General features: G+C 60.1%; 17 protein-coding genes and 1 pseudogene. 8 read left to right on the forward strand and 10 right to left on the reverse strand.

The features are described 5' to 3' along the window. Window positions 1-32: 32 nt before the first annotated feature. Entirely contained in the window at window positions 33-698 is a 666-nt protein-coding gene (locus tag ACEN2T_RS18335) for a TetR/AcrR family transcriptional regulator (protein ID WP_032884643.1), read from the reverse strand. An 80-nt stretch (window positions 699-778) separates the two neighbouring features. Next, window positions 779-2680, reverse strand: a complete 1902-nt coding sequence (gene quiC, locus ACEN2T_RS18340; protein WP_099603255.1) for a 3-dehydroshikimate dehydratase QuiC — start codon at window positions 2678-2680, stop codon at window positions 779-781. Between the two features lie 232 nt (window positions 2681-2912). On the opposite strand from quiC, the gene ACEN2T_RS18345 reads away from it, so the two are divergent. Then, a complete protein-coding gene (locus ACEN2T_RS18345; protein ID WP_442117284.1) occupies window positions 2913-4247 on the forward strand; it encodes an MFS transporter in 1335 nt (444 codons plus the stop codon). Window position 4248: 1 nt separating this feature from the next. Here ACEN2T_RS18345 and ACEN2T_RS18350 read toward each other — a convergent pair whose 3' ends face one another. Beyond that, the gene (locus ACEN2T_RS18350) at window positions 4249-5127 is read right to left on the reverse strand and encodes a DMT family transporter (RefSeq protein WP_099603256.1); all 879 of its coding nucleotides are present in this window, start codon (window positions 5125-5127) and stop codon (window positions 4249-4251) included. Between the two features lie 198 nt (window positions 5128-5325). On the opposite strand from ACEN2T_RS18350, the gene ACEN2T_RS18355 reads away from it, so the two are divergent. The 3 genes from ACEN2T_RS18355 to ACEN2T_RS18365 are packed head-to-tail and all read left to right on the forward strand — an operon-like array spanning window position 5326 to window position 7659. Next, window positions 5326-5739, forward strand: a complete 414-nt coding sequence (locus ACEN2T_RS18355; protein WP_095186226.1) for a membrane lipoprotein lipid attachment site-containing protein — start codon at window positions 5326-5328, stop codon at window positions 5737-5739. 57 nt (window positions 5740-5796) lie between these two features. Next, window positions 5797-6684 carry a KPN_02809 family neutral zinc metallopeptidase gene (gene ypfJ, locus ACEN2T_RS18360; RefSeq protein WP_032884638.1) on the forward strand — a complete coding sequence of 296 codons (888 nt, stop codon included), beginning with the start codon at window positions 5797-5799 and terminating at the stop codon, window positions 6682-6684. Then, a complete protein-coding gene (locus ACEN2T_RS18365) occupies window positions 6685-7659 on the forward strand; it encodes an alpha/beta hydrolase (protein ID WP_442117285.1) in 975 nt (324 codons plus the stop codon). 132 nt (window positions 7660-7791) lie between these two features. Here ACEN2T_RS18365 and ACEN2T_RS18370 read toward each other — a convergent pair whose 3' ends face one another. From ACEN2T_RS18370 to ACEN2T_RS18380, 3 genes are read right to left on the reverse strand one after another with little or no spacing between them, the layout of a single operon-like run. After that, window positions 7792-8379 carry an HAD family hydrolase gene (locus tag ACEN2T_RS18370; protein WP_442117286.1) on the reverse strand — a complete coding sequence of 196 codons (588 nt, stop codon included), beginning with the start codon at window positions 8377-8379 and terminating at the stop codon, window positions 7792-7794. Further along, a complete protein-coding gene (tesB, locus tag ACEN2T_RS18375; RefSeq protein WP_032884635.1) occupies window positions 8376-9245 on the reverse strand; it encodes an acyl-CoA thioesterase II in 870 nt (289 codons plus the stop codon). Before tesB ends, ACEN2T_RS18370 begins: the two co-directional genes overlap by 4 nt. A 37-nt stretch (window positions 9246-9282) precedes the next feature. Next, window positions 9283-9852, reverse strand: coding sequence for a GNAT family N-acetyltransferase (locus tag ACEN2T_RS18380; protein ID WP_032884634.1), 570 nt, complete (start codon window positions 9850-9852; stop codon window positions 9283-9285). A gap of 76 nt (window positions 9853-9928) precedes the next feature. Between ACEN2T_RS18380 and ACEN2T_RS18385 the strand changes: the two genes are divergently transcribed. Then, entirely contained in the window at window positions 9929-10849 is a 921-nt protein-coding gene (locus tag ACEN2T_RS18385; protein ID WP_032884633.1) for a histone deacetylase family protein, read from the forward strand. Window positions 10850-11019: 170 nt separating this feature from the next. Then, a complete protein-coding gene (locus ACEN2T_RS18390) occupies window positions 11020-12246 on the forward strand; it encodes a TIGR03862 family flavoprotein (RefSeq protein ID WP_442117287.1) in 1227 nt (408 codons plus the stop codon). 119 nt (window positions 12247-12365) lie between these two features. Here ACEN2T_RS18390 and ACEN2T_RS18395 read toward each other — a convergent pair whose 3' ends face one another. Both ACEN2T_RS18395 and yedA read right to left on the reverse strand, forming a co-directional pair. Further along, window positions 12366-13703 (reverse strand): DEAD/DEAH box helicase, encoded by a 1338-nt coding sequence (locus tag ACEN2T_RS18395; protein WP_442117288.1) that lies wholly within the window; start codon window positions 13701-13703, stop codon window positions 12366-12368. A gap of 48 nt (window positions 13704-13751) precedes the next feature. Continuing rightward, the gene (gene yedA / locus ACEN2T_RS18400; protein ID WP_122681740.1) at window positions 13752-14648 is read right to left on the reverse strand and encodes a drug/metabolite exporter YedA; all 897 of its coding nucleotides are present in this window, start codon (window positions 14646-14648) and stop codon (window positions 13752-13754) included. A 161-nt stretch (window positions 14649-14809) separates the two neighbouring features. On the opposite strand from yedA, the gene ACEN2T_RS18405 reads away from it, so the two are divergent. Beyond that, complete coding sequence (locus ACEN2T_RS18405; RefSeq protein ID WP_095186224.1) at window positions 14810-15271, forward strand: Lrp/AsnC family transcriptional regulator; 462 nt, start codon at window positions 14810-14812, stop codon at window positions 15269-15271. 86 nt (window positions 15272-15357) lie between these two features. Here ACEN2T_RS18405 and ACEN2T_RS18410 read toward each other — a convergent pair whose 3' ends face one another. Further along, window positions 15358-15642: an acyl carrier protein gene (locus tag ACEN2T_RS18410; protein ID WP_181640293.1), complete on the reverse strand. Its 285-nt coding sequence runs from the start codon at window positions 15640-15642 to the stop codon at window positions 15358-15360. Then, a complete protein-coding gene (locus ACEN2T_RS18415) occupies window positions 15620-16186 on the reverse strand; it encodes a hypothetical protein (RefSeq protein ID WP_099603262.1) in 567 nt (188 codons plus the stop codon). The genes ACEN2T_RS18410 and ACEN2T_RS18415 overlap by 23 nt, the downstream gene beginning before the upstream one ends. Before the next feature lie 102 nt (window positions 16187-16288). On the opposite strand from ACEN2T_RS18415, the pseudogene ACEN2T_RS18420 reads away from it, so the two are divergent. Further along, window positions 16289-16530: pseudogene (locus ACEN2T_RS18420) on the forward strand (DUF6124 family protein). The last annotated feature ends 103 nt before the right edge of the window (window positions 16531-16633 follow it).

A 16633-nucleotide genomic window follows, 5' to 3' on the forward strand; every position in this document is an offset into this window, starting at 1 on the left:
AGCCCCCTCCCACATTGGGTTAGGCGCTGTATTCAGGCCTGCAGGTAACGCAACACCGACTCGCAGATCATCTCGCGATGCCGCTGTTTAACCACTTCATCCGACAGCTCGATCTGAAAAAGCTCACTGAACGTATGGCGGTTGGACACGCGGTAAAAGCTGAATGAGTTGATCAGCAAGTGCACATCCAGCGGCTCCAGCCCTTCACGGAACACCCCCATCTCGGCGCCCCGGCGCAATGTCGCGCCCAGCCCTTCAAGGATCTTGCTGTTCATCGCCTTGATCGTGTCGGTGCGTTTCACATACTCGGCATTGTGGATATTTTCGATGCTGACGATCCGCACAAAATCCACGTTCTGATCGTGGTGATCAAAGGTGAATTCCACCAGCCGCCGAATCGCCTCACGCGGCTCCAGCGCCGTAAGGTTCATGCGTGCTTCGGTGTTGCGGATATCGCCGTAGAGTTTCTCCAAAACCTCAACGTACAACTGCTCTTTACTGCCGAAGTAGTAATAGATCATGCGTTTGGAGGTGTGGATGCGCTCGGCAATGGCGTCCACGCGAGCGCCGGACAGGCCCTGTTGGACAAACTCCACAATGGCTTCCTGGAGGATGTTCTCGCGGGTCTTTTCCGGATTGTTCTTACGACTCTTGCGCGGTGCGTCTGGCACCTCGGGGAGTTCGGGACTTGAGGTCATGGTGCGCTCACGGCCATTTTTATTTTGCAGGCCGCGATTATGGGGCCCGGTGCTCCCCGAAGGAAGCACCCGACACCCTCTTATAAACGTGCCTGACGCACTGCACCGCTGCGGGATTTGGCCATCGCCGCCAGACGCACCGCCACGTTGGCCGCGCCGTAGCCGGCGTAACCGTTCTTGCGCTGGATGATCTCGAAGAAGAACCGCCCTTCAAACGGTTCGGTGTACACATGAAACAACTCACCGCCCTGGGCGTCGCGGTCGTACAACACGTTGTAGTACGCCAACTCGCTGAGGAACTCATCGTCAAAATCAAAGCGTGCAGCCAGGTCGTCGTAATAGTTGAGCGGGATATCCAACAGCGGCACGCCGGCCTCCTTCGCGCGGCGCACCTCGGCGAAAATGTCCGCGCAATCGAAAGCAATGTGGTGCACGCCCGAACCGCGATAGCTCGATAGCGCGTGGGAAATGGCAGTGTTGCGGTTTTCGGAGATGTTCAGCGGCAGGCGAATCGAGCTGCAACGGCTGCGCAATGCGCGGCTTTTCACCAGGCCGTAGGGGTCGGGCAACACCACTTCGTCATCAGCTTCAAAGTCCAGCAAGCTCTTATAGAACAGCACCCAACTGTCGAGGCTGTCGGCCGGCAAGGCCATGGCCATATGGTCGATACGCAGCAAACCACCGGCGTCGGTCGCAGCGGATTGCAGATTGAAATCGGTGTCGTACAAACCACCCTCGCTCTGATCCACCAGGTAAATCAAGCTGCCGTCCGGCGCGCGCACGGCCGCCAACTCCAGCTCGTTAGGCCCGACCAGTCCGCGATAGGGTTGGCCTTTATAGGCGACCGCTCGCTCCAGAGCTTTGGCGCTGTCCTTGACCCGGATCGCCGTGGCGCACAACGACGGTCCATGGGCTTCGAAAAAGTTATGGGCGAAGGAATAGGGTTCGCAGTTGAGGATCAGGTTGATATCGCCCTGGCGCAGCAGGCTCACGCTCTTGGAGCGGTGCTGCCCGGCCTTGACGAAACCCAGGCGTTCCAGCCAGTTCGTCAGCTTGGCACCGAGGTTTTCATCGACCGCAAACTCAAGGAATTCAATGCCGTCGTATTCGCTGGCCGCCGGGGTTTCAAACAGGATATCGACCGGCGTGGCAGGCGCCTCTTCGGCCAGACGCTGGCGGGTTTTCTCCTCCAGGTACAGCAGAGAACGCAGGCCATCGGCGGCATTGGCCCGAGTCGGCGCCGCACGGAAACCATCGTTGAATATTTCCAGGGACAACGGCCCGGTGTAGCCGCTCTTGATGATCGGCGCCAAAAAGCCCGCCAGATCGAATTCGCCCTGACCGGGGAAGCAGCGGAAATGGCGGCTCCACTCCAGCACATCCATGGCCAGGATCGGCGCGTCGGCCATTTGTACAAAGAAGATCTTGTCGCCTGGGATCTCGGCGATGGCAGTTGGGTCGCCCTTGAGCGACAGGGTATGGAAGCTGTCGAGCAGCACGCCGAGGCTTGGGTGATCAACCTGACGCACCAGATTCCACACCTGTTGCCAGGTGTTCACGTGCTTGCCCCAGGCCAGTGCTTCATAACCGATGCGCAAGCCACGGCGCCCGGCATGTTCGGCCAGCAGGCTCAAGTCATCGAGGAGAATACGTTCATCGCCGACGCAATCGGCCGAGGCGTTGCTGCACACCAGCACCAGGTCCGTGCCCAGTTCCTGCATCAGGTCGAATTTGCGCTCGGCCCGTTCCAGGTTGCGCGCCAGACGGTCGCGTCGGCAGCCTTCAAAGTCGCGAAATGGCTGGAACAAGGTAATGGCGATGCCGAGGTCGGCGCACATCTGCCTAACTTCCCGTGGGCTGCCGTCGTAATACAACAGGTCGTTCTCGAAGATCTCAACCCCGTCAAACCCGGCGGCGGCGATGGCTTCAAGCTTTTCCGGCAGGGTGCCGCTCAAGGAAACAGTGGCAATGGAACGTTGCATAGCGCGACTCCCGGCATTTAAGGCTCGTCTTATTTACGGCAAATTATTGGCCGCTAAACTACTCACAGCAATTAAAATGTACGAACCGGTTAGTTTTTGGTGCGATTATCGAACACTAAGCCTCTTTGGCGAATTGACGATTTTTTAGCCGCTGCGCACCATCGATCCCGCACCAACGTTTAGAAAAGACCCAGAACACACCATAAAAATTTCAAAAAACGGGTACAACCACATGCCTTCGCAAAACTCCGCCCTGGCTTCGCGCCCCGGCACCCCGCACGCCGGCATCGGCGACAAGATCCGCGGCGCCATGGCCGTCGGTAAAACTCGCTGGGGCATGTTGGCCCTGGTGTTCTTCGCCACCACCCTCAACTACATCGACCGCGCTGCCTTGGGCGTGATGCAACCGATCCTCGCCAAAGAGATGAGCTGGACGGCGATGGACTACGCCAACATCAACTTCTGGTTCCAGGTGGGCTACGCGATTGGCTTTGTGCTGCAAGGCCGATTGATCGACAAGGTCGGCGTGAAACGCGTGTTCTTCTGCGCGGTGCTGCTGTGGAGCCTGGCCACCGGCGCCCACGGCCTGGCCACTTCGGCCGTCGGCTTTATGGTCTGTCGCTTTATCCTTGGGCTGACCGAAGCCGCCAACTACCCGGCCTGCGTCAAGACCACGCGCCTGTGGTTCCCCGCCGGTGAACGCGCCGTGGCAACCGGGATTTTCAACGCCGGTACCAACGTTGGCGCGATGATGACGCCAATGCTGCTGCCGCTGATCCTGCATGTGTGGGGCTGGCAGGCTGCCTTCCTGTGCATGGCATCGCTGGGCGCGATCTGGCTGGTGTTCTGGGGGTTGAAGTACTACAACCCGGAAGATCATCCGAACGTTAAACAATCAGAATTGGATTACGTGCAACGGGAAGTCGAGCCGGAACAGCCTGGCGTACCGTTCAGCCGAATCCTGCGTATGCGCGGCACTTGGGCCTTTGCGATTGCCTACGCACTGACCGCGCCGGTGTTCTGGTTTTACCTGTATTGGCTGCCGCCGTTCCTGAACCAGCAATACAACCTGGGCATCAACGTGACCCAGATGGGTATCCCATTGATCATCATCTACCTGACCGCCGACTTCGGCAGCGTGGGTGGGGGCATCCTGTCGTCATTCCTGATCGGCCGTGGGATGAACTCGATCAAGGCGCGGCTGTTGTCGATGCTGCTGTTTGCCTGCTGCATCGTCGGCGTGATCATGGCGGCCGGTTCCAGCCAACTGTGGGTCGCGGTATTTGCCATCTCCCTGGCCATCGGCGCGCATCAGGCCTGGACCGCCAACATCTGGAGCCTGGTAATGGACTACACGCCCAAGCACATGATGAGCACCGTGTTCGGCTTCGGCGGCATGTGCGCAGCCATCGGCGGCATGTTCATGACCCAGAGCGTCGGCCATATCCTCACCGTGACCAACAACAACTACACCGTGTTGTTCACCCTGATCCCGGCGATGTACTTCATAGCGCTGACGTGGATGTACTTCATGGCGCCGCGCAAGATTCCTACCGTCGACGCCTGATTTACCGACGCCGCTGCTGCCAGGCAGCGGCCAACCCGCTCATGCAGATCACCCCGATACCCACCACCGTGGTCATATCGGGGGTATGGCTGAACACCAGCCAACCCAACAACCCCGCAAACACAATCTGGCAATAGCCGAACGGCGCCAGCAAGGCCGGCGCCGCAAAGCGGAACGCCTGGGTCAGCATCAAGTGCGCGGTCATCCCGCACGTGCCCAGCGCCAGCATCATCACCCCATGCCACAGCGTGGGGATCTGCCAGAAGAACGGCACCATCGCGCTCATCACCAGGGTATTGCACAACCCGGCGAAGAAATTGCTCGTGGTAGGCGTGTCGTACTGGCTGAGGATGCGTGTGAGCAACTGGTAGAAGCAGAAGAACAGCGCCGAGCACAGCGGCAGCAACACCGCCGGGGTGAAGAGTTCACCGCCGGGATGGATGATCACCAGCACGCCGACAAACCCGCAGATCACCGCCAGCCATTGGCCACGCGTGACGTGCTCACCCAGCAGCGGCACCGACAGCGCGGTCACCAGGATCGGCGCCAGGAAGTTCACCGCCGTGGCCTCCGCCAGCGGGATGTAATGCAGGGCCGAGGTAAAAAACAGGCTGGTGCCCAACAGGCACAACGCCCGCACCACCTGCATGCCTGGCCGTTTGCTGCGCAGCACGCGCAAGCCGGATTGCGGCAGGAAAATACCGGCCATCAACAAGGTGTGCACCAGGTAGCGCGCCCATACCACCATCACAATCGGGTAAAAACCGGCCAAGTATTTGGACAAGGCGTCGTGGCTGGAGAACAGGAACGTCGCCGCCACAATCAGCAAAATGCCTTTGAAGGGATGGTTGACGCCGGACAACGGGGTACTAAGGGTCATTGAATTCTCTTGCGTGGCGAGCGGAACGCTGAGCGCTGAACGAAGAAGCACTCAACCCGGTAATCTAGCAGCCGGGCCGAAGTCTGCCCAAAGAGCATAACCAAACACCGGGCGAACAGCGCACTAAATCACGGGAACCGAGTCCAACCCTGCACGTTCGCCCCCGTGCTGCACACTTTTTAACCAAGGCCTGCTGCTATGAAAAAAACCCTCTTTGTTCTGTCTACCCTTGCCCTGCTCAGCGCCTGCAACCAGGAGGCCAAGGAAACGCCCAAACCCGCGCCCGCCTCTGTGCAGGCCACCCTGGTGCCCGAAACCCCACCCACCGATAAATGGGTCGGTAAGTGGATCGGCGTCGAAGGCCTGAACCTGACTATCGCCAAGGACGACACCATCGGCCGTGGCCACTACGTTCTCACCATGCAATACGGCCTTGATGCGGACGATTCTGGCACCTTCAAGGGCGAAGCAGCTGAAGACGGTATCGCCTTCACTCGCCCGGACGGCCCGCAATTGCTGCGTGCCGGCGACGGCGAAGCCACTGGGCTGAAATGGCTGGCCGATAAAAAAGACTGCCTGATCGTCGCCACCGGAGAAGGGTATTGCCGCTAATACCGGCCATACTCAAACCACATTGTTGTAGGACCGTTCATCAAGAGGATTGCCCCCATGCTATGGAAAAAAGGCCGACGCAGCGACAACGTGGTGGATGCCCGCGAGGACAGTGGCGGCGGCGGTGGCGGCATGCGTTTTGGCGGTGGCAAGGGTTTGAGCCTGACGGCGATTGTGCTGATCGTCGGCATTGGATGGCTGACCGGCCAAGACCCGATGCAGATCCTCGGCCAATTGACCGGCCAAATGGAACAGGCGCCGTCCGTCAGCACTCAGTCGCGCCAAGCGCCGCCGGCCAATGATGAACACGCCGATTTCGTCCGCGCAGTGCTCGGCGATACCGAAGACACCTGGGCTCAGGTGTTTCAGGAAAACGGCCTGACGTACAAGAACCCGAAACTGATCCTGTTCCGTGGCCGGGTCAATTCCGCCTGTGGTGGCGCCACCTCGGCCAGCGGTCCGTTCTATTGCCCGGCTGACCAGCAGGTCTACCTGGACCTGGATTTCTTCCGGGAAATGTCCCAACGCTTCCAGGCCTCCGGCGATTTTGCCCAGGCCTACGTGATCGCCCACGAAGTTGGGCACCATGTGCAGACGTTGCTCGGTATTTCCTCGAAGATCCAGAATGCGCGCCAACAGGGTCGGCAGATGCAAGGCGACGGCGGTCTACTGGTACGCCAGGAGCTGCAAGCCGACTGTTTTGCCGGCGTGTGGGCCAACCGTGCGCAAAAACGCCTGAACTGGCTGGAAGCCGGCGACATTGAAGAAGCCCTGAACGCAGCCAACGCCATCGGCGATGATCGCTTGCAGCAACAGGGTCAAGGGCGCGTGGTGCCGGACTCGTTTACCCACGGCACCTCGGCACAGCGGGTTCGCTGGTTCAAGACCGGTTTCGCCCAGGGCCAGATCACCCAATGCGACACCTTCACGGCCAAGAGTCTTTAAATGAATAAGCGATGGGGCTTGCTGCTGGTTTTATTAGTGTCGTGTTCAACCCTGGCGGCTGAACACGGCGTCAAAGTCGTCAGCCCCGATCGTTTTCACCTGGACGCCGGCGACCTCAGCCTCGGCGTGAGCCAGGACTGGCGCCAGCCGCTGCCTAACGTCACCCGCGCCCTGATTCTTGTGCATGGTCGCCTACGCAATGCGCAGACCTACCTGCAAAGCGGTATCGATGCCGCCGAGCACGCAGGCGTTAGCGCGAATACGCTAGTCATCGCGCCGCAGTTTCTGAATGCGTCCGACATCAAGCGCAACCATCTGGACGGCCAAGTACTGCGCTGGATCGGCAACGACTGGATGGCCGGCGAGCCTTCCACCGGCCCAGGCCAGATCAGCTCCTACGGCGCCCTTGACCAGATCATCAAGCACCTGGGCAACCGCACACTGTTTCCGGCTTTAAAGGAAATCGTCGTCGCCGGCCATTCCGGCGGTGGCCAGGTAGTGCAGCGCTTCGCCCTCACCGGCCATGATCACCCAACCCTGAAAAACGAAGGCATCCGCCTGCGCTATGTGGTGGCCAACCCGTCGTCCTATGCCTACTTCAGCCGACAGCGACCGGTGCAGTTCGATACCGCCAGTTGCCCAGGCTTCAACGATTGGAAGTACGGCCTGCAACACCTGCCGGCCTACGCCAAAGGCCAAAGCGTCGAACAGTTGGAGCAGGCCTACGTGTCACGGGACATCACCTACCTGCTGGGCCAGCAAGACACTGATCCGAACCATCCTGCGTTGGATAAAAGCTGTGAGGCAGAGACACAGGGCGCCTATCGGCTGATGCGTGGGCATAACTATTTTGACTACCTCAAACACCGGCATCCGCAGTTGAGCCAGACGCTGGTTGAGGTGCCAGGGGTGGGGCATAACGGGGATGAGATGTTTACTTCGCCCGAAGGGCAGAAGGTGCTGTTCACTCAGTAATACCTGAAGAAACAGTCTCAACATGTGGGAGGGGGCTTGCCCCCGATAGCAGTGTGTCAGTCAGCAATTTTTTAACTGACAGACCGCTATCGGGGGCAAGCCCCCTCCCACATTTGATCTCTGTTGCTTGGGTTAAATCATCCGGCGCAATGCAGCACAATCTTCAGCATGCCAATCCGCCAGCTCCGGCCACGGATTCTCCGGCAGGTTGACCAATACCGTCCTGGCCCCCGCCGCCCGGCCGCAGTCCAGGTCAAAACGGTAATCGCCGACCATCACCATCTCGCTCGGCGATACATCCCACGCCGCCGCCAATTTCAATAACCCACTCGGATCGGGCTTGGGTGGCGCGTCATCTCGGCCCAGCACATCCTCGATCGCAAAGCAGTCAGCCAGGCCAATTGCTTCCAGCGTCACGTGGGCCAGCTCCCGCGCATTGCGAGTCAGGATGCCCAGGCGATAACCGCGCCCGGCCAATTCGCGTACCAATTGCACCGCGCCTTCAGCCGCAACAGAACCGAGTGCCAACTCGCGCTCGTGCTCCAACAACCAGGCATGCTTGGCCGCCGCGATGTCCGCCGGCAATGCGCTGAGGTGAGTGAGGATGTCGTCCTCGGGGGGAATGTCCAACGCCACGCGAATCGCCGCGAAGTCATGCACGGCCACCGTGAGGGTGCCGTCCATGTCGAACACCCAGTGCTTAATCTCCCTCAGGCTCATGCCCAATCCTTGCGATGGCGAATCAAGCCTTCCTGGGTGACCGAGGCCACCAGTTGCCCGGCGCGGTTGTACACGCTGCCACGGGAGAACCCACGGGAATTGCCGGCCCACGGGCTGTCCATGGCGTAGAGCAACCAGTCATCGGCACGCAGATCCGCGTGGAACCACAACGCGTGGTCAAGGCTGGCGACCTGCATGTCTTTCTGCCACACGGTCTTGCCGTGGGGCAGCAACGAGGTGGTCAGCAGGCCAAAGTCCGAAGCGTAGGCCAGCAGGTATTTATGCAGCGCCGGTGTGTCGGCCAACGCGCCGTCGGCACGAAACCACACGTACTTGACCGGGTCGGACGGCTGCGGGTTGAAAGGGTCTTTTTCGGTGACCGGTCGCACTTCAATCGGCTTCGGGCACAGCAGCTTGTCACGCATGTGCTCGGGGATCAGGTGCGCGCGCTGCTGGGTCAATTCCAGCTCGGACGGCAGGTTTTCCGGGCCGACCACCACGGGCATGGTGGTCTGGTGCTCGAAGCCTTCTTCGTCGTACTGGAACGACGTGGTGCAGGTGAAGATCGGGTGGCCCTTCTGAATCGCGGTCACGCGGCGCGTGCTGAAACTGCCGCCATCACGCACACGGTCAACCGAATAAACCACCGGCAACGCGGCATCGCCGGGGCGCAGGAAATAACCGTGCAGGGAATGCACGTGGCGCGCTTCTTCAACGGTCTGGCTGGCCGCCGACAGCGACTGGCCGAGCACCTGACCGCCGAACAGTTGGCGAAAACCCAGGTCCTGGCTGCGGCCGCGAAAGAGGTTTTCCTCGATCGGCTCCAGGGTCAGCAGGTCCACCAGATCTTCCAATACTTGGCTCATAGAGCAACTCCTACAATCTATGGGGCATTCCGGGCTGCTATCCGTGCAGCGTGTCCAACCATTGGGCGCGGGTGATGCGGTACAAAACATGTGGGCGCAGCGGGTCATCGGCTGCGACCTTGGGGTGTTCAAAATCTGCCAGGGGATCGTAATGCATACCTATGGCCTGCATGACTTTTTGTGATGGCAGATTGGCTTCGGTGGTGAAGGCAACGATTTCATCCAGCTGCAAACGGTCGAAACCACAACGCAATGCAGTCCACGCCGCCTCGCTGGCATAGCCCAGCCCCCAATGCTCGCGGGCCAGGCGCCAGCCAATTTCCACCGCGGGGGTAAAGTCCGCGTCAAAGCTGACATGCTGCAACCCGGTCAGGCCGATGAACTCGCCGCTGTCCTTGCGCTGCAGCGCCCAGAGGCCAAAGCCATATTCGGCGAAGTGGCCGCGTATCCGCCCGATCAGTGCGGCGCTTTCCAGGTGGCTCAGCTTGGCCGGAAAATAACGCATCACGTGTGGGTCGGCGCACATGCTTGCGAAGGCCGTCAGGTCGCTGTCGCGCCATTGGCGCAGCACCAGGCGAGCACTTTCCAATTCGAGTATCGACTCCACGGGTCCCCTCCCCTTGCCATGTGCGTGAGTGTACAGCGCTGGTAAGATCCTTCGCAGGTTCCCGTCAGAAAATCCCATGCCTTTGCCATTGATCTACCACGATGACTACAGCCCCGAGTTCCCGGCGGACCACCGATTCCCCATGGACAAGTTCCGCCTGTTGCGCGACCACTTGGTGGCCACCGGCCTGACCGAAGACAGCCAACTGCTGCGCCCGCAGCTGTGCCCTGCCGACATCCTGGCCCTGGCCCACGAGCCTGGGTATATCGAACGCTACATGAGCGGCGAGTTGTCCCGCGAAGACCAGCGCCGCCTTGGCCTGCCCTGGAGCGAAGCCCTGGCCCGGCGCACCGTGCGCGCGGTCGGCGGCTCGATCCTGGCGGCGGAGCAAGCGCTTGAGCACGGTCTGGCCTGTCACCTGGCGGGCGGCACGCATCACGCGCATTACGATTACCCGGCGGGCTTTTGTATCTTTAATGACCTGGCGGTGATCAGCCATTACCTGCTGGCCAGCGGCCGGGTCAGCCGCGTGTTGATCTTCGACTGTGACGTGCATCAGGGCGATGGCACCGCGCGCATCCTCCACGACACGCCGGATGCCATCACCGTGTCGCTGCACTGCGAAAAGAACTTCCCGGCGCGCAAGGCCCAAAGCGATTGGGACATCCCACTGCCCATGGGCATGGGCGATGCAGATTACCTGCGCGTGGTCGATGACGCCCTCAACTACCTGCTGCCGCTCTACCAACCCGACCTGGTGCTGTACGACGCAGGCGTGGATGTGCATAAAGACGACGCCCTCGGGTACCTCAAGCTGACAGACGAAGGCGTGGCCGCCCGCGATGAGAGCGTCATGCGCCACTGTCTGGGCCGCGACATTCCGGTGATGGGCGTGATTGGCGGCGGCTACAGCAAAGACCGCCCAGCCTTGGCCCGTCGCCACGGCATCCTGCACCACAGTGCGCAACGGGTGTGGACGTCATCAGGTTGTCATTGAGTTGTGCGCTTACCCACAATGGCTGTGGAACGGCCTGTGGATAACTTGAGCGTAAGCGGCTGAAAGCCAGCAGGCATAGGACCTGTAGGAAAGTGTACGTTTTTTGATCAGGCAGCCTGGCTGACGTCGGGTAGAATGCTCGGCCTATTCACGCCACCGTAGCCCTACCCATGCCTCAGACCGCACCTCACCACGTCACTATTATCGGCGGCGGCCCTACCGGGCTGATGGCCGCCGAAGTCTTGAGCCAGGCCGGGGTGCGCGTAGATCTGTATGACGGCATGCCATCAGTGGGGCGAAAATTCCTGCTGGCGGGTGTGGGCGGCATGAACATCACCCACTCCGAGGCTTACCCGGCCTTCCTCTCGCGCTACGCCGAGCGCGCGCCGCAGATGGCGCCGTTGCTGCGTGGGTTTGGTGCCGAAGCGTTGTGCGAATGGATACATGGGTTGGGTATCGAGACCTTTGTCGGCACCTCCGGCCGAGTGTTTCCTACGGACATGAAAGCAGCCCCGCTGCTGCGCGCCTGGCTCAAGCGCCTGCGTGACCAAGGCGTGGTTATCCACACCCGGCATCGTTGGACCGGCTGGAATGCCGAAGGTGATTTACTTATCCACAGCCCTGAAGGCGAGAAAGCCGTGCGCAGCGATGCCGTGCTGCTGGCACTGGGCGGCGGCAGTTGGTCACGGCTGGGCTCAGATGGTGCGTGGCTCACGCTGCTGGAGGACAAAGGCGTGCCATACGTGGCACTGCAACCGAGCAACTGCGGCTTCGAAGTGTCGGCCTGGAGCGAATTGATGGTGAGCAAATTCGCCGGCGCTCCGTTGAAAAATGTCGCCATCGGTTTGGGTGACGACAAACCTCGGCTCGGCGAATGTGTGGTCACCGCCACCGGTATTGAAGGCAGCCTGATCTATGCGCTGTCGGCACCGATTCGTGAGGCGATCAACCGCGACGGCGCGGCCACCGTGCATATCGACTTGCTGCCGAGCAAGCCGCTGGACAAGGTGCAAGCTGCGCTGGCCAAACCGCGCGGTTCACGCTCGATGAGCAAGCATCTGCACAGTCAGTTGGGGCTGGACGGGGTCAAGGCGGCGCTGTTGCGTGAGTTGGCGCCAGCCAATCACTTCAATGATCCGGCGCAACTGGCGGTGGATATCAAGGCCCTGCCGTTGACGCTGGTGAAGACGCGGCCAATAGACGAGGCGATCAGTACGGCAGGCGGCGTGCCGTTTGAAGCGTTGGATGAGCGCTTGATGCTCAAGCAATTGCCTGGGGTGTTTTGTGCGGGGGAGATGCTGGACTGGGAAGCGCCGACCGGCGGGTATTTGCTGACGGGGTGTTTTGCCAGTGGCAGAGCGGCTGGGCGGGGGGTGTTGGAGTGGTTGAACGCTTGAGATTGCGGTGAGCTCAAGTCCGCTATCGGGAGCAAGCCCCCTCCCACATTTGAATTGTGAACACCTTCAAATGTGGGAGGGGGCTTGCTCCCGATGAGGCAATCAGCAACCCCGCAAAATCACTTCTTCTTACGCGGCCCAGTGTTAAACACCGGCACCTTACGCACCGGCTTAATCGACGGTTCCGACGGTGCCACTTCACCACTGTCCACCCACTTACCCAGGTTGCGCTTACCACCGCCACCACCGGACGCCTTAGGCTTCTTCGGCTTTTTCGGCTTCTTCACCACTTGCCCACTGGCATCGGTATCCGGCACGCGGTGGTCCGGCTCGAAGTCCTGCTCTATTTTGCGGGTCAAGGTCTGACGGGTCAGCATCTCGATGGCCGACAGCATGTTCACTTCATCGGCGCACACCAGGGAAATCGCCTCACCGGTGTTGCCCGCACGCCCGGTACGGCCGATACGGTGAATGTAATCTTCGGCCACGATCGGCAGGTCGAAGTTGACGACCATCGGCAGGTCTTCGATATCCAGGCCACGGGCCGCCACGTCGGTGGCCACCAGGATCTGCACTTCGCTGCTCTTGAAGCGATCCAGCGCACGCTGGCGGGTTGCCTGGGGTTTGTCGCCATGGATGCCGTCGGCATTGATGCCCAGGCCCTGCAACTTATCCACCAGCGCATCCACGCCGTTACGGGTCTTGGCGAACACCAGCACCTGCTTCCAGCGGCCTTTGCGCATCAGGTGCACAAACAGCTCCGCCTTGCGCTTCTTGTCCACCGGCACCACCCATTGCTTAACGGTGTTGGCGGCCACGTTGCGCGGACTGACTTCGATGCTCAGCGGGTCGTTGAGCATCTGCCCGGCCAGCGTGCGAATCTCATCGGAGAAGGTCGCGGAGAACAGAAGGGTCTGGCGCTTTTTCGGCAGCATGCGATAGATATTCGCCAGTTCCTCGGAGAAGCCCAAGTCGAGCATGCGGTCGGCTTCGTCCAGCACCAGGGTCTGCAGCTGATTAAGCTTCAGTGCGTTCTGGCGGAACAGGTCAATCAGGCGGCCAGGGGTGGCAACCAGGATGTCGACGCCCTTGCGCAGCTTCATCATCTGCGGGTTGATGCTCACGCCGCCATAGACCGCGTAGGTGGTCAGCGGCAGGTTTTGGGCATATTCGGCAACGCTGGTATGAACTTGCTCGGCCAGTTCGCGGGTCGGGCACAGAATCAGCGCGCGCGCCGAGTTGGCGGCGACTTTCGGCCCTTCCATGGTCAGCAGTTGCAGCAACGGCAAGGCAAAACCTGCGGTCTTGCCAGTACCAGTCTGGGCCGCAGCCATGAGGTCACGACCGGCCAGCACCGCCGGAATGGCTTGCGCCTGCACCGGCGTCGGGGTCTGGTAGCCAAGCGTCTCAAGGGCGCGCAGCAAGGGTTCGATCAGGCCAAGTGTGGCGAAAGTCATGTAGTTACCGTAGGAAAATTCAGCGCAAGGTCGCAATTGCGCGGCAGTTTACCTTATTTCCGGCTTGGGCTTTCGCCACTGGGGCAGACTGATCAACAGCACGGCGCTGATAATCACCAGCATGGCCAAGCCCTCTTCCAGGCCGATGGATTCACCCACGAACACAATCCCCAGCAACACCGCCACCGCCGGGTTCACATAGGCATAGCTGGTGGCCGCCGCCGGGCGTACGTGCTTGAGCAGGTACATATAGGCGTTGAAGGCGATGATTGAGCCGAACACCGTCAGGTAGGCCAACGCCAGCCAACCCTCCAGCGGCGGCATGGCCTGCAGGTGCTCACCGGACAGCGCACTGCCGATCAACAATGCCACGCCCGCCACCAGCATCTCCGCAGCGCTGGCCATGGCGCCCTGGGGCAGCGACAACTGCCGACTCCACACGGACCCGAATGCCCACGATGCCGCCGCGAACAACAACAAGGCGGCGCCCACCGGGCTCGATTGCAGCGTGCTGCCCATGTTGAGCATGGCGATGCCGACAATCCCCAGGATCACCCCGGCCCATTCCAGCCGCGTATTGCGCGCGCCCCAGAAATACCCGCACAGCAAGGTGAACAGCGGCACGGTCGCTACCGCCAGGGCAGCGACGCCAGACGACACGCCCGCATGTTCGGCCAACGTGACGCCGCCATTACCGAAGGTGAGCAGCAAAATGCCGATCATCCCGGCGGCCTTCCATTGTGGCCACGTCGGCGCTGGCACGCCGCGCCATCTGAGGTAGCCATACATCAGCACACCCGCCGTGCAGAATCGAATCCCCGCCAGCAACAACGGCGGCCAGTAGTCCACGCCGATGCGGATCACCAAGTAGGTAGACCCCCAAATCACATACAAAGCAAAAAAGGCGGCGATCAACGGTAAGGGAAAGCGACGTGTGCCAGGCATTGGGCGGCTCGAAGGCAGATATAAGAGAGGCTTATTCTAAAAAAGCAGGTCGTTAAACATAAGTTACAAAACCTGTTTAAACCGCCCATACACTTTTCAAATCATGGTTATGAAGGCTATAACCCGTGCTTTCGAAAGCCACGTGCAATTGGAGCCTTATCATGGACAAATACGACCGCATGCTCCTCAGCGCCCTGCTCGAAGACGGCCGCGCCTCCTACGCGCAACTGGCCCGCAAGGTAAACCTTTCCGCCCCCGCCGTAGCCGAGCGCGTGGCCAAGCTGGAGGCCAGCGGGGTGATCACCGGATACCAGGCCAAGGTGGATTTTTCGAAGGTGGGCTTGCCGATTCAGTGCGTGATCGAACTGCGGCTGACTAACCATGGCAGCCAGAAGGTTTATGACGCACTCGCCGAAATCCCCGAACTGACTGAATGCCATCGGGTGACAGGGGATCCGTGCGTGATCATGCAAGCGGCGGTAGGGTCGATGCCGGAGTTGGAGCGTTTGATCAATCGGCTGGCGAAGTTCGGGTTCAGCAAGACCTCAATCATCTTGTCGAGCGCGATAGAGCGGCGGGTGCCGTTGGGGCAGTTGGAAACCAATGGCAAAAATGGTGGCTGATCTACCGCCATCGGCAGCAAGCCCCCTCCCACAGTTTGATTTGTGAATACATTCAAAATGTGGGAGGGGGCTTGCTCCCGATGGCGTCAGTGGCCGCACTGCAAATTCGAGCGTTCAACAATCAAATCGACTATCTGCTGGATGGTAGTGATGTGATCCCAATCTTCCTGGGTCGCTTGCAAGTTGAATTGCCACTTGTTCTGCATGACAAAGCAGGTCAAATCATCATCAATAATCGTGAAGTCATGGATGAAGTCCGTTTGCTCCGTGACCTGGCTTCGGTCGATGAAACCGATGATGTCGACGAAGAGCTGAATCACCTTTTCGCTGATCTCGGTTCTGGTCGCGCTACCTTCCGTTGCTTGTTTCATAGGCGCACTTACCGGCACTGACCAGATTAAAGACAGCCAACCCCCCAGCGACGAAAGGAATACCCCGTCCAACAATGCCAAACACCCGGACGGTGCCAAAATTTGCCTTTGCCACTCTGGCCGAGGTGGGTTGCCTGATCAATGTACGAGGGAAAAAGCACATCCCGGTGAGACTCAGCGGGCTAGTCGTTTTGCTGGCGCCGACACGGCCCCAGGTGCCCACGGCAATTTTGCTGACAGCTATGCCCTCAGCACCGGCCAGAACCGTCGCGTCGGTCAAGGCGTGGTGTTGCTGTGTAGGTGTCCAGAGCTCGTCAAACGGGGTGCTCGGCACTGAGGAGTCAGCCTGAATGGGCTTGAGTAACTGGTACCTGGCGCCATGGGTCCAGCCTGGTGAATGAGGCAACACTATGACTGCCGGGCAGCTTGTCATCGCATTACCCAAATGAAACGCCATGCTTGAAGTTGAGCCGAAATCGATGCCGTCCCGTTGGAGTTCAAGCTGGCTTCGCATGATTGCTGTGTGAAGATCGCTTTCCTGCATAACGTAGTCCTTTTACGTAAATGACAGGCGGGATGTTAGGTTGCGGCGAAGAGCGATAGGTGGGAGAAGGAAAATCCAGAACGGTCTGACGAAACACTAGGGCTGAGCCTACTGACCATTCAGAAAGCAGATAAACGCCCTCAAGATGCCCCGCCCTTCATCCTGAACGACAACCTGAGCCTCGAAGATGCCCTCGCCCAGGCGGCGGATTTGCTGCATTGCGCGGTGGGCACTGCGCACTCGTCGGGTGAGGCGATGGATGTGCAGCAGCGGGCGGTGATGCATTTGGTGGAGATGGCGAAGGGGTGGTGGATCGGGCGTTGGAGTGTGTGCAGCCTCGATGAACGACCGATAACCAATGTGGGAGGGGCGGTGCGACGGTTCGACTTGCTCCCGATAGCAGTGGATCAGTCAGCTTATGTGTGGCTGACCCGCCGCAATCGGGAG

Source organism: Pseudomonas sp. W22_MBD1_FP4 (assembly GCF_052113765.1).
GTDB classification, from domain to species: domain Bacteria; phylum Pseudomonadota; class Gammaproteobacteria; order Pseudomonadales; family Pseudomonadaceae; genus Aquipseudomonas; species Aquipseudomonas sivasensis.

Bases quoted from the DNA above. Each gene is read 5' to 3' on its own strand.
- tesB (WP_032884635.1), bottom strand. From the start codon at position 9,245: ATGAGCCAAGTATTGGAAGATCTGGTGGACCTGCTGACCCTGGAGCCG.
- ACEN2T_RS18370 (WP_442117286.1), bottom strand. From the start codon at position 8,379: ATGAGCCTGAGGGAGATTAAGCACTGGGTGTTCGACATGGACGGCACC.
- ACEN2T_RS18405 (WP_095186224.1), top strand. From the start codon at position 14,810: ATGGACAAATACGACCGCATGCTCCTCAGCGCCCTGCTCGAAGACGGC.
- ACEN2T_RS18335 (WP_032884643.1), bottom strand. From the start codon at position 698: ATGACCTCAAGTCCCGAACTCCCCGAGGTGCCAGACGCACCGCGCAAG.
- ACEN2T_RS18415 (WP_099603262.1), bottom strand. From the start codon at position 16,186: ATGCAGGAAAGCGATCTTCACACAGCAATCATGCGAAGCCAGCTTGAA.
- ACEN2T_RS18385 (WP_032884633.1), top strand. From the start codon at position 9,929: ATGCCTTTGCCATTGATCTACCACGATGACTACAGCCCCGAGTTCCCG.
- ACEN2T_RS18410 (WP_181640293.1), bottom strand. From the start codon at position 15,642: ATGAAACAAGCAACGGAAGGTAGCGCGACCAGAACCGAGATCAGCGAA.
- ACEN2T_RS18350 (WP_099603256.1), bottom strand. From the start codon at position 5,127: ATGACCCTTAGTACCCCGTTGTCCGGCGTCAACCATCCCTTCAAAGGC.
- ACEN2T_RS18355 (WP_095186226.1), top strand. From the start codon at position 5,326: ATGAAAAAAACCCTCTTTGTTCTGTCTACCCTTGCCCTGCTCAGCGCC.
- ACEN2T_RS18395 (WP_442117288.1), bottom strand. From the start codon at position 13,703: ATGACTTTCGCCACACTTGGCCTGATCGAACCCTTGCTGCGCGCCCTT.
- ypfJ (WP_032884638.1), top strand. From the start codon at position 5,797: ATGCTATGGAAAAAAGGCCGACGCAGCGACAACGTGGTGGATGCCCGC.
- ACEN2T_RS18345 (WP_442117284.1), top strand. From the start codon at position 2,913: ATGCCTTCGCAAAACTCCGCCCTGGCTTCGCGCCCCGGCACCCCGCAC.
- yedA (WP_122681740.1), bottom strand. From the start codon at position 14,648: ATGCCTGGCACACGTCGCTTTCCCTTACCGTTGATCGCCGCCTTTTTT.
- quiC (WP_099603255.1), bottom strand. From the start codon at position 2,680: ATGCAACGTTCCATTGCCACTGTTTCCTTGAGCGGCACCCTGCCGGAA.
- ACEN2T_RS18390 (WP_442117287.1), top strand. From the start codon at position 11,020: ATGCCTCAGACCGCACCTCACCACGTCACTATTATCGGCGGCGGCCCT.
- ACEN2T_RS18365 (WP_442117285.1), top strand. From the start codon at position 6,685: ATGAATAAGCGATGGGGCTTGCTGCTGGTTTTATTAGTGTCGTGTTCA.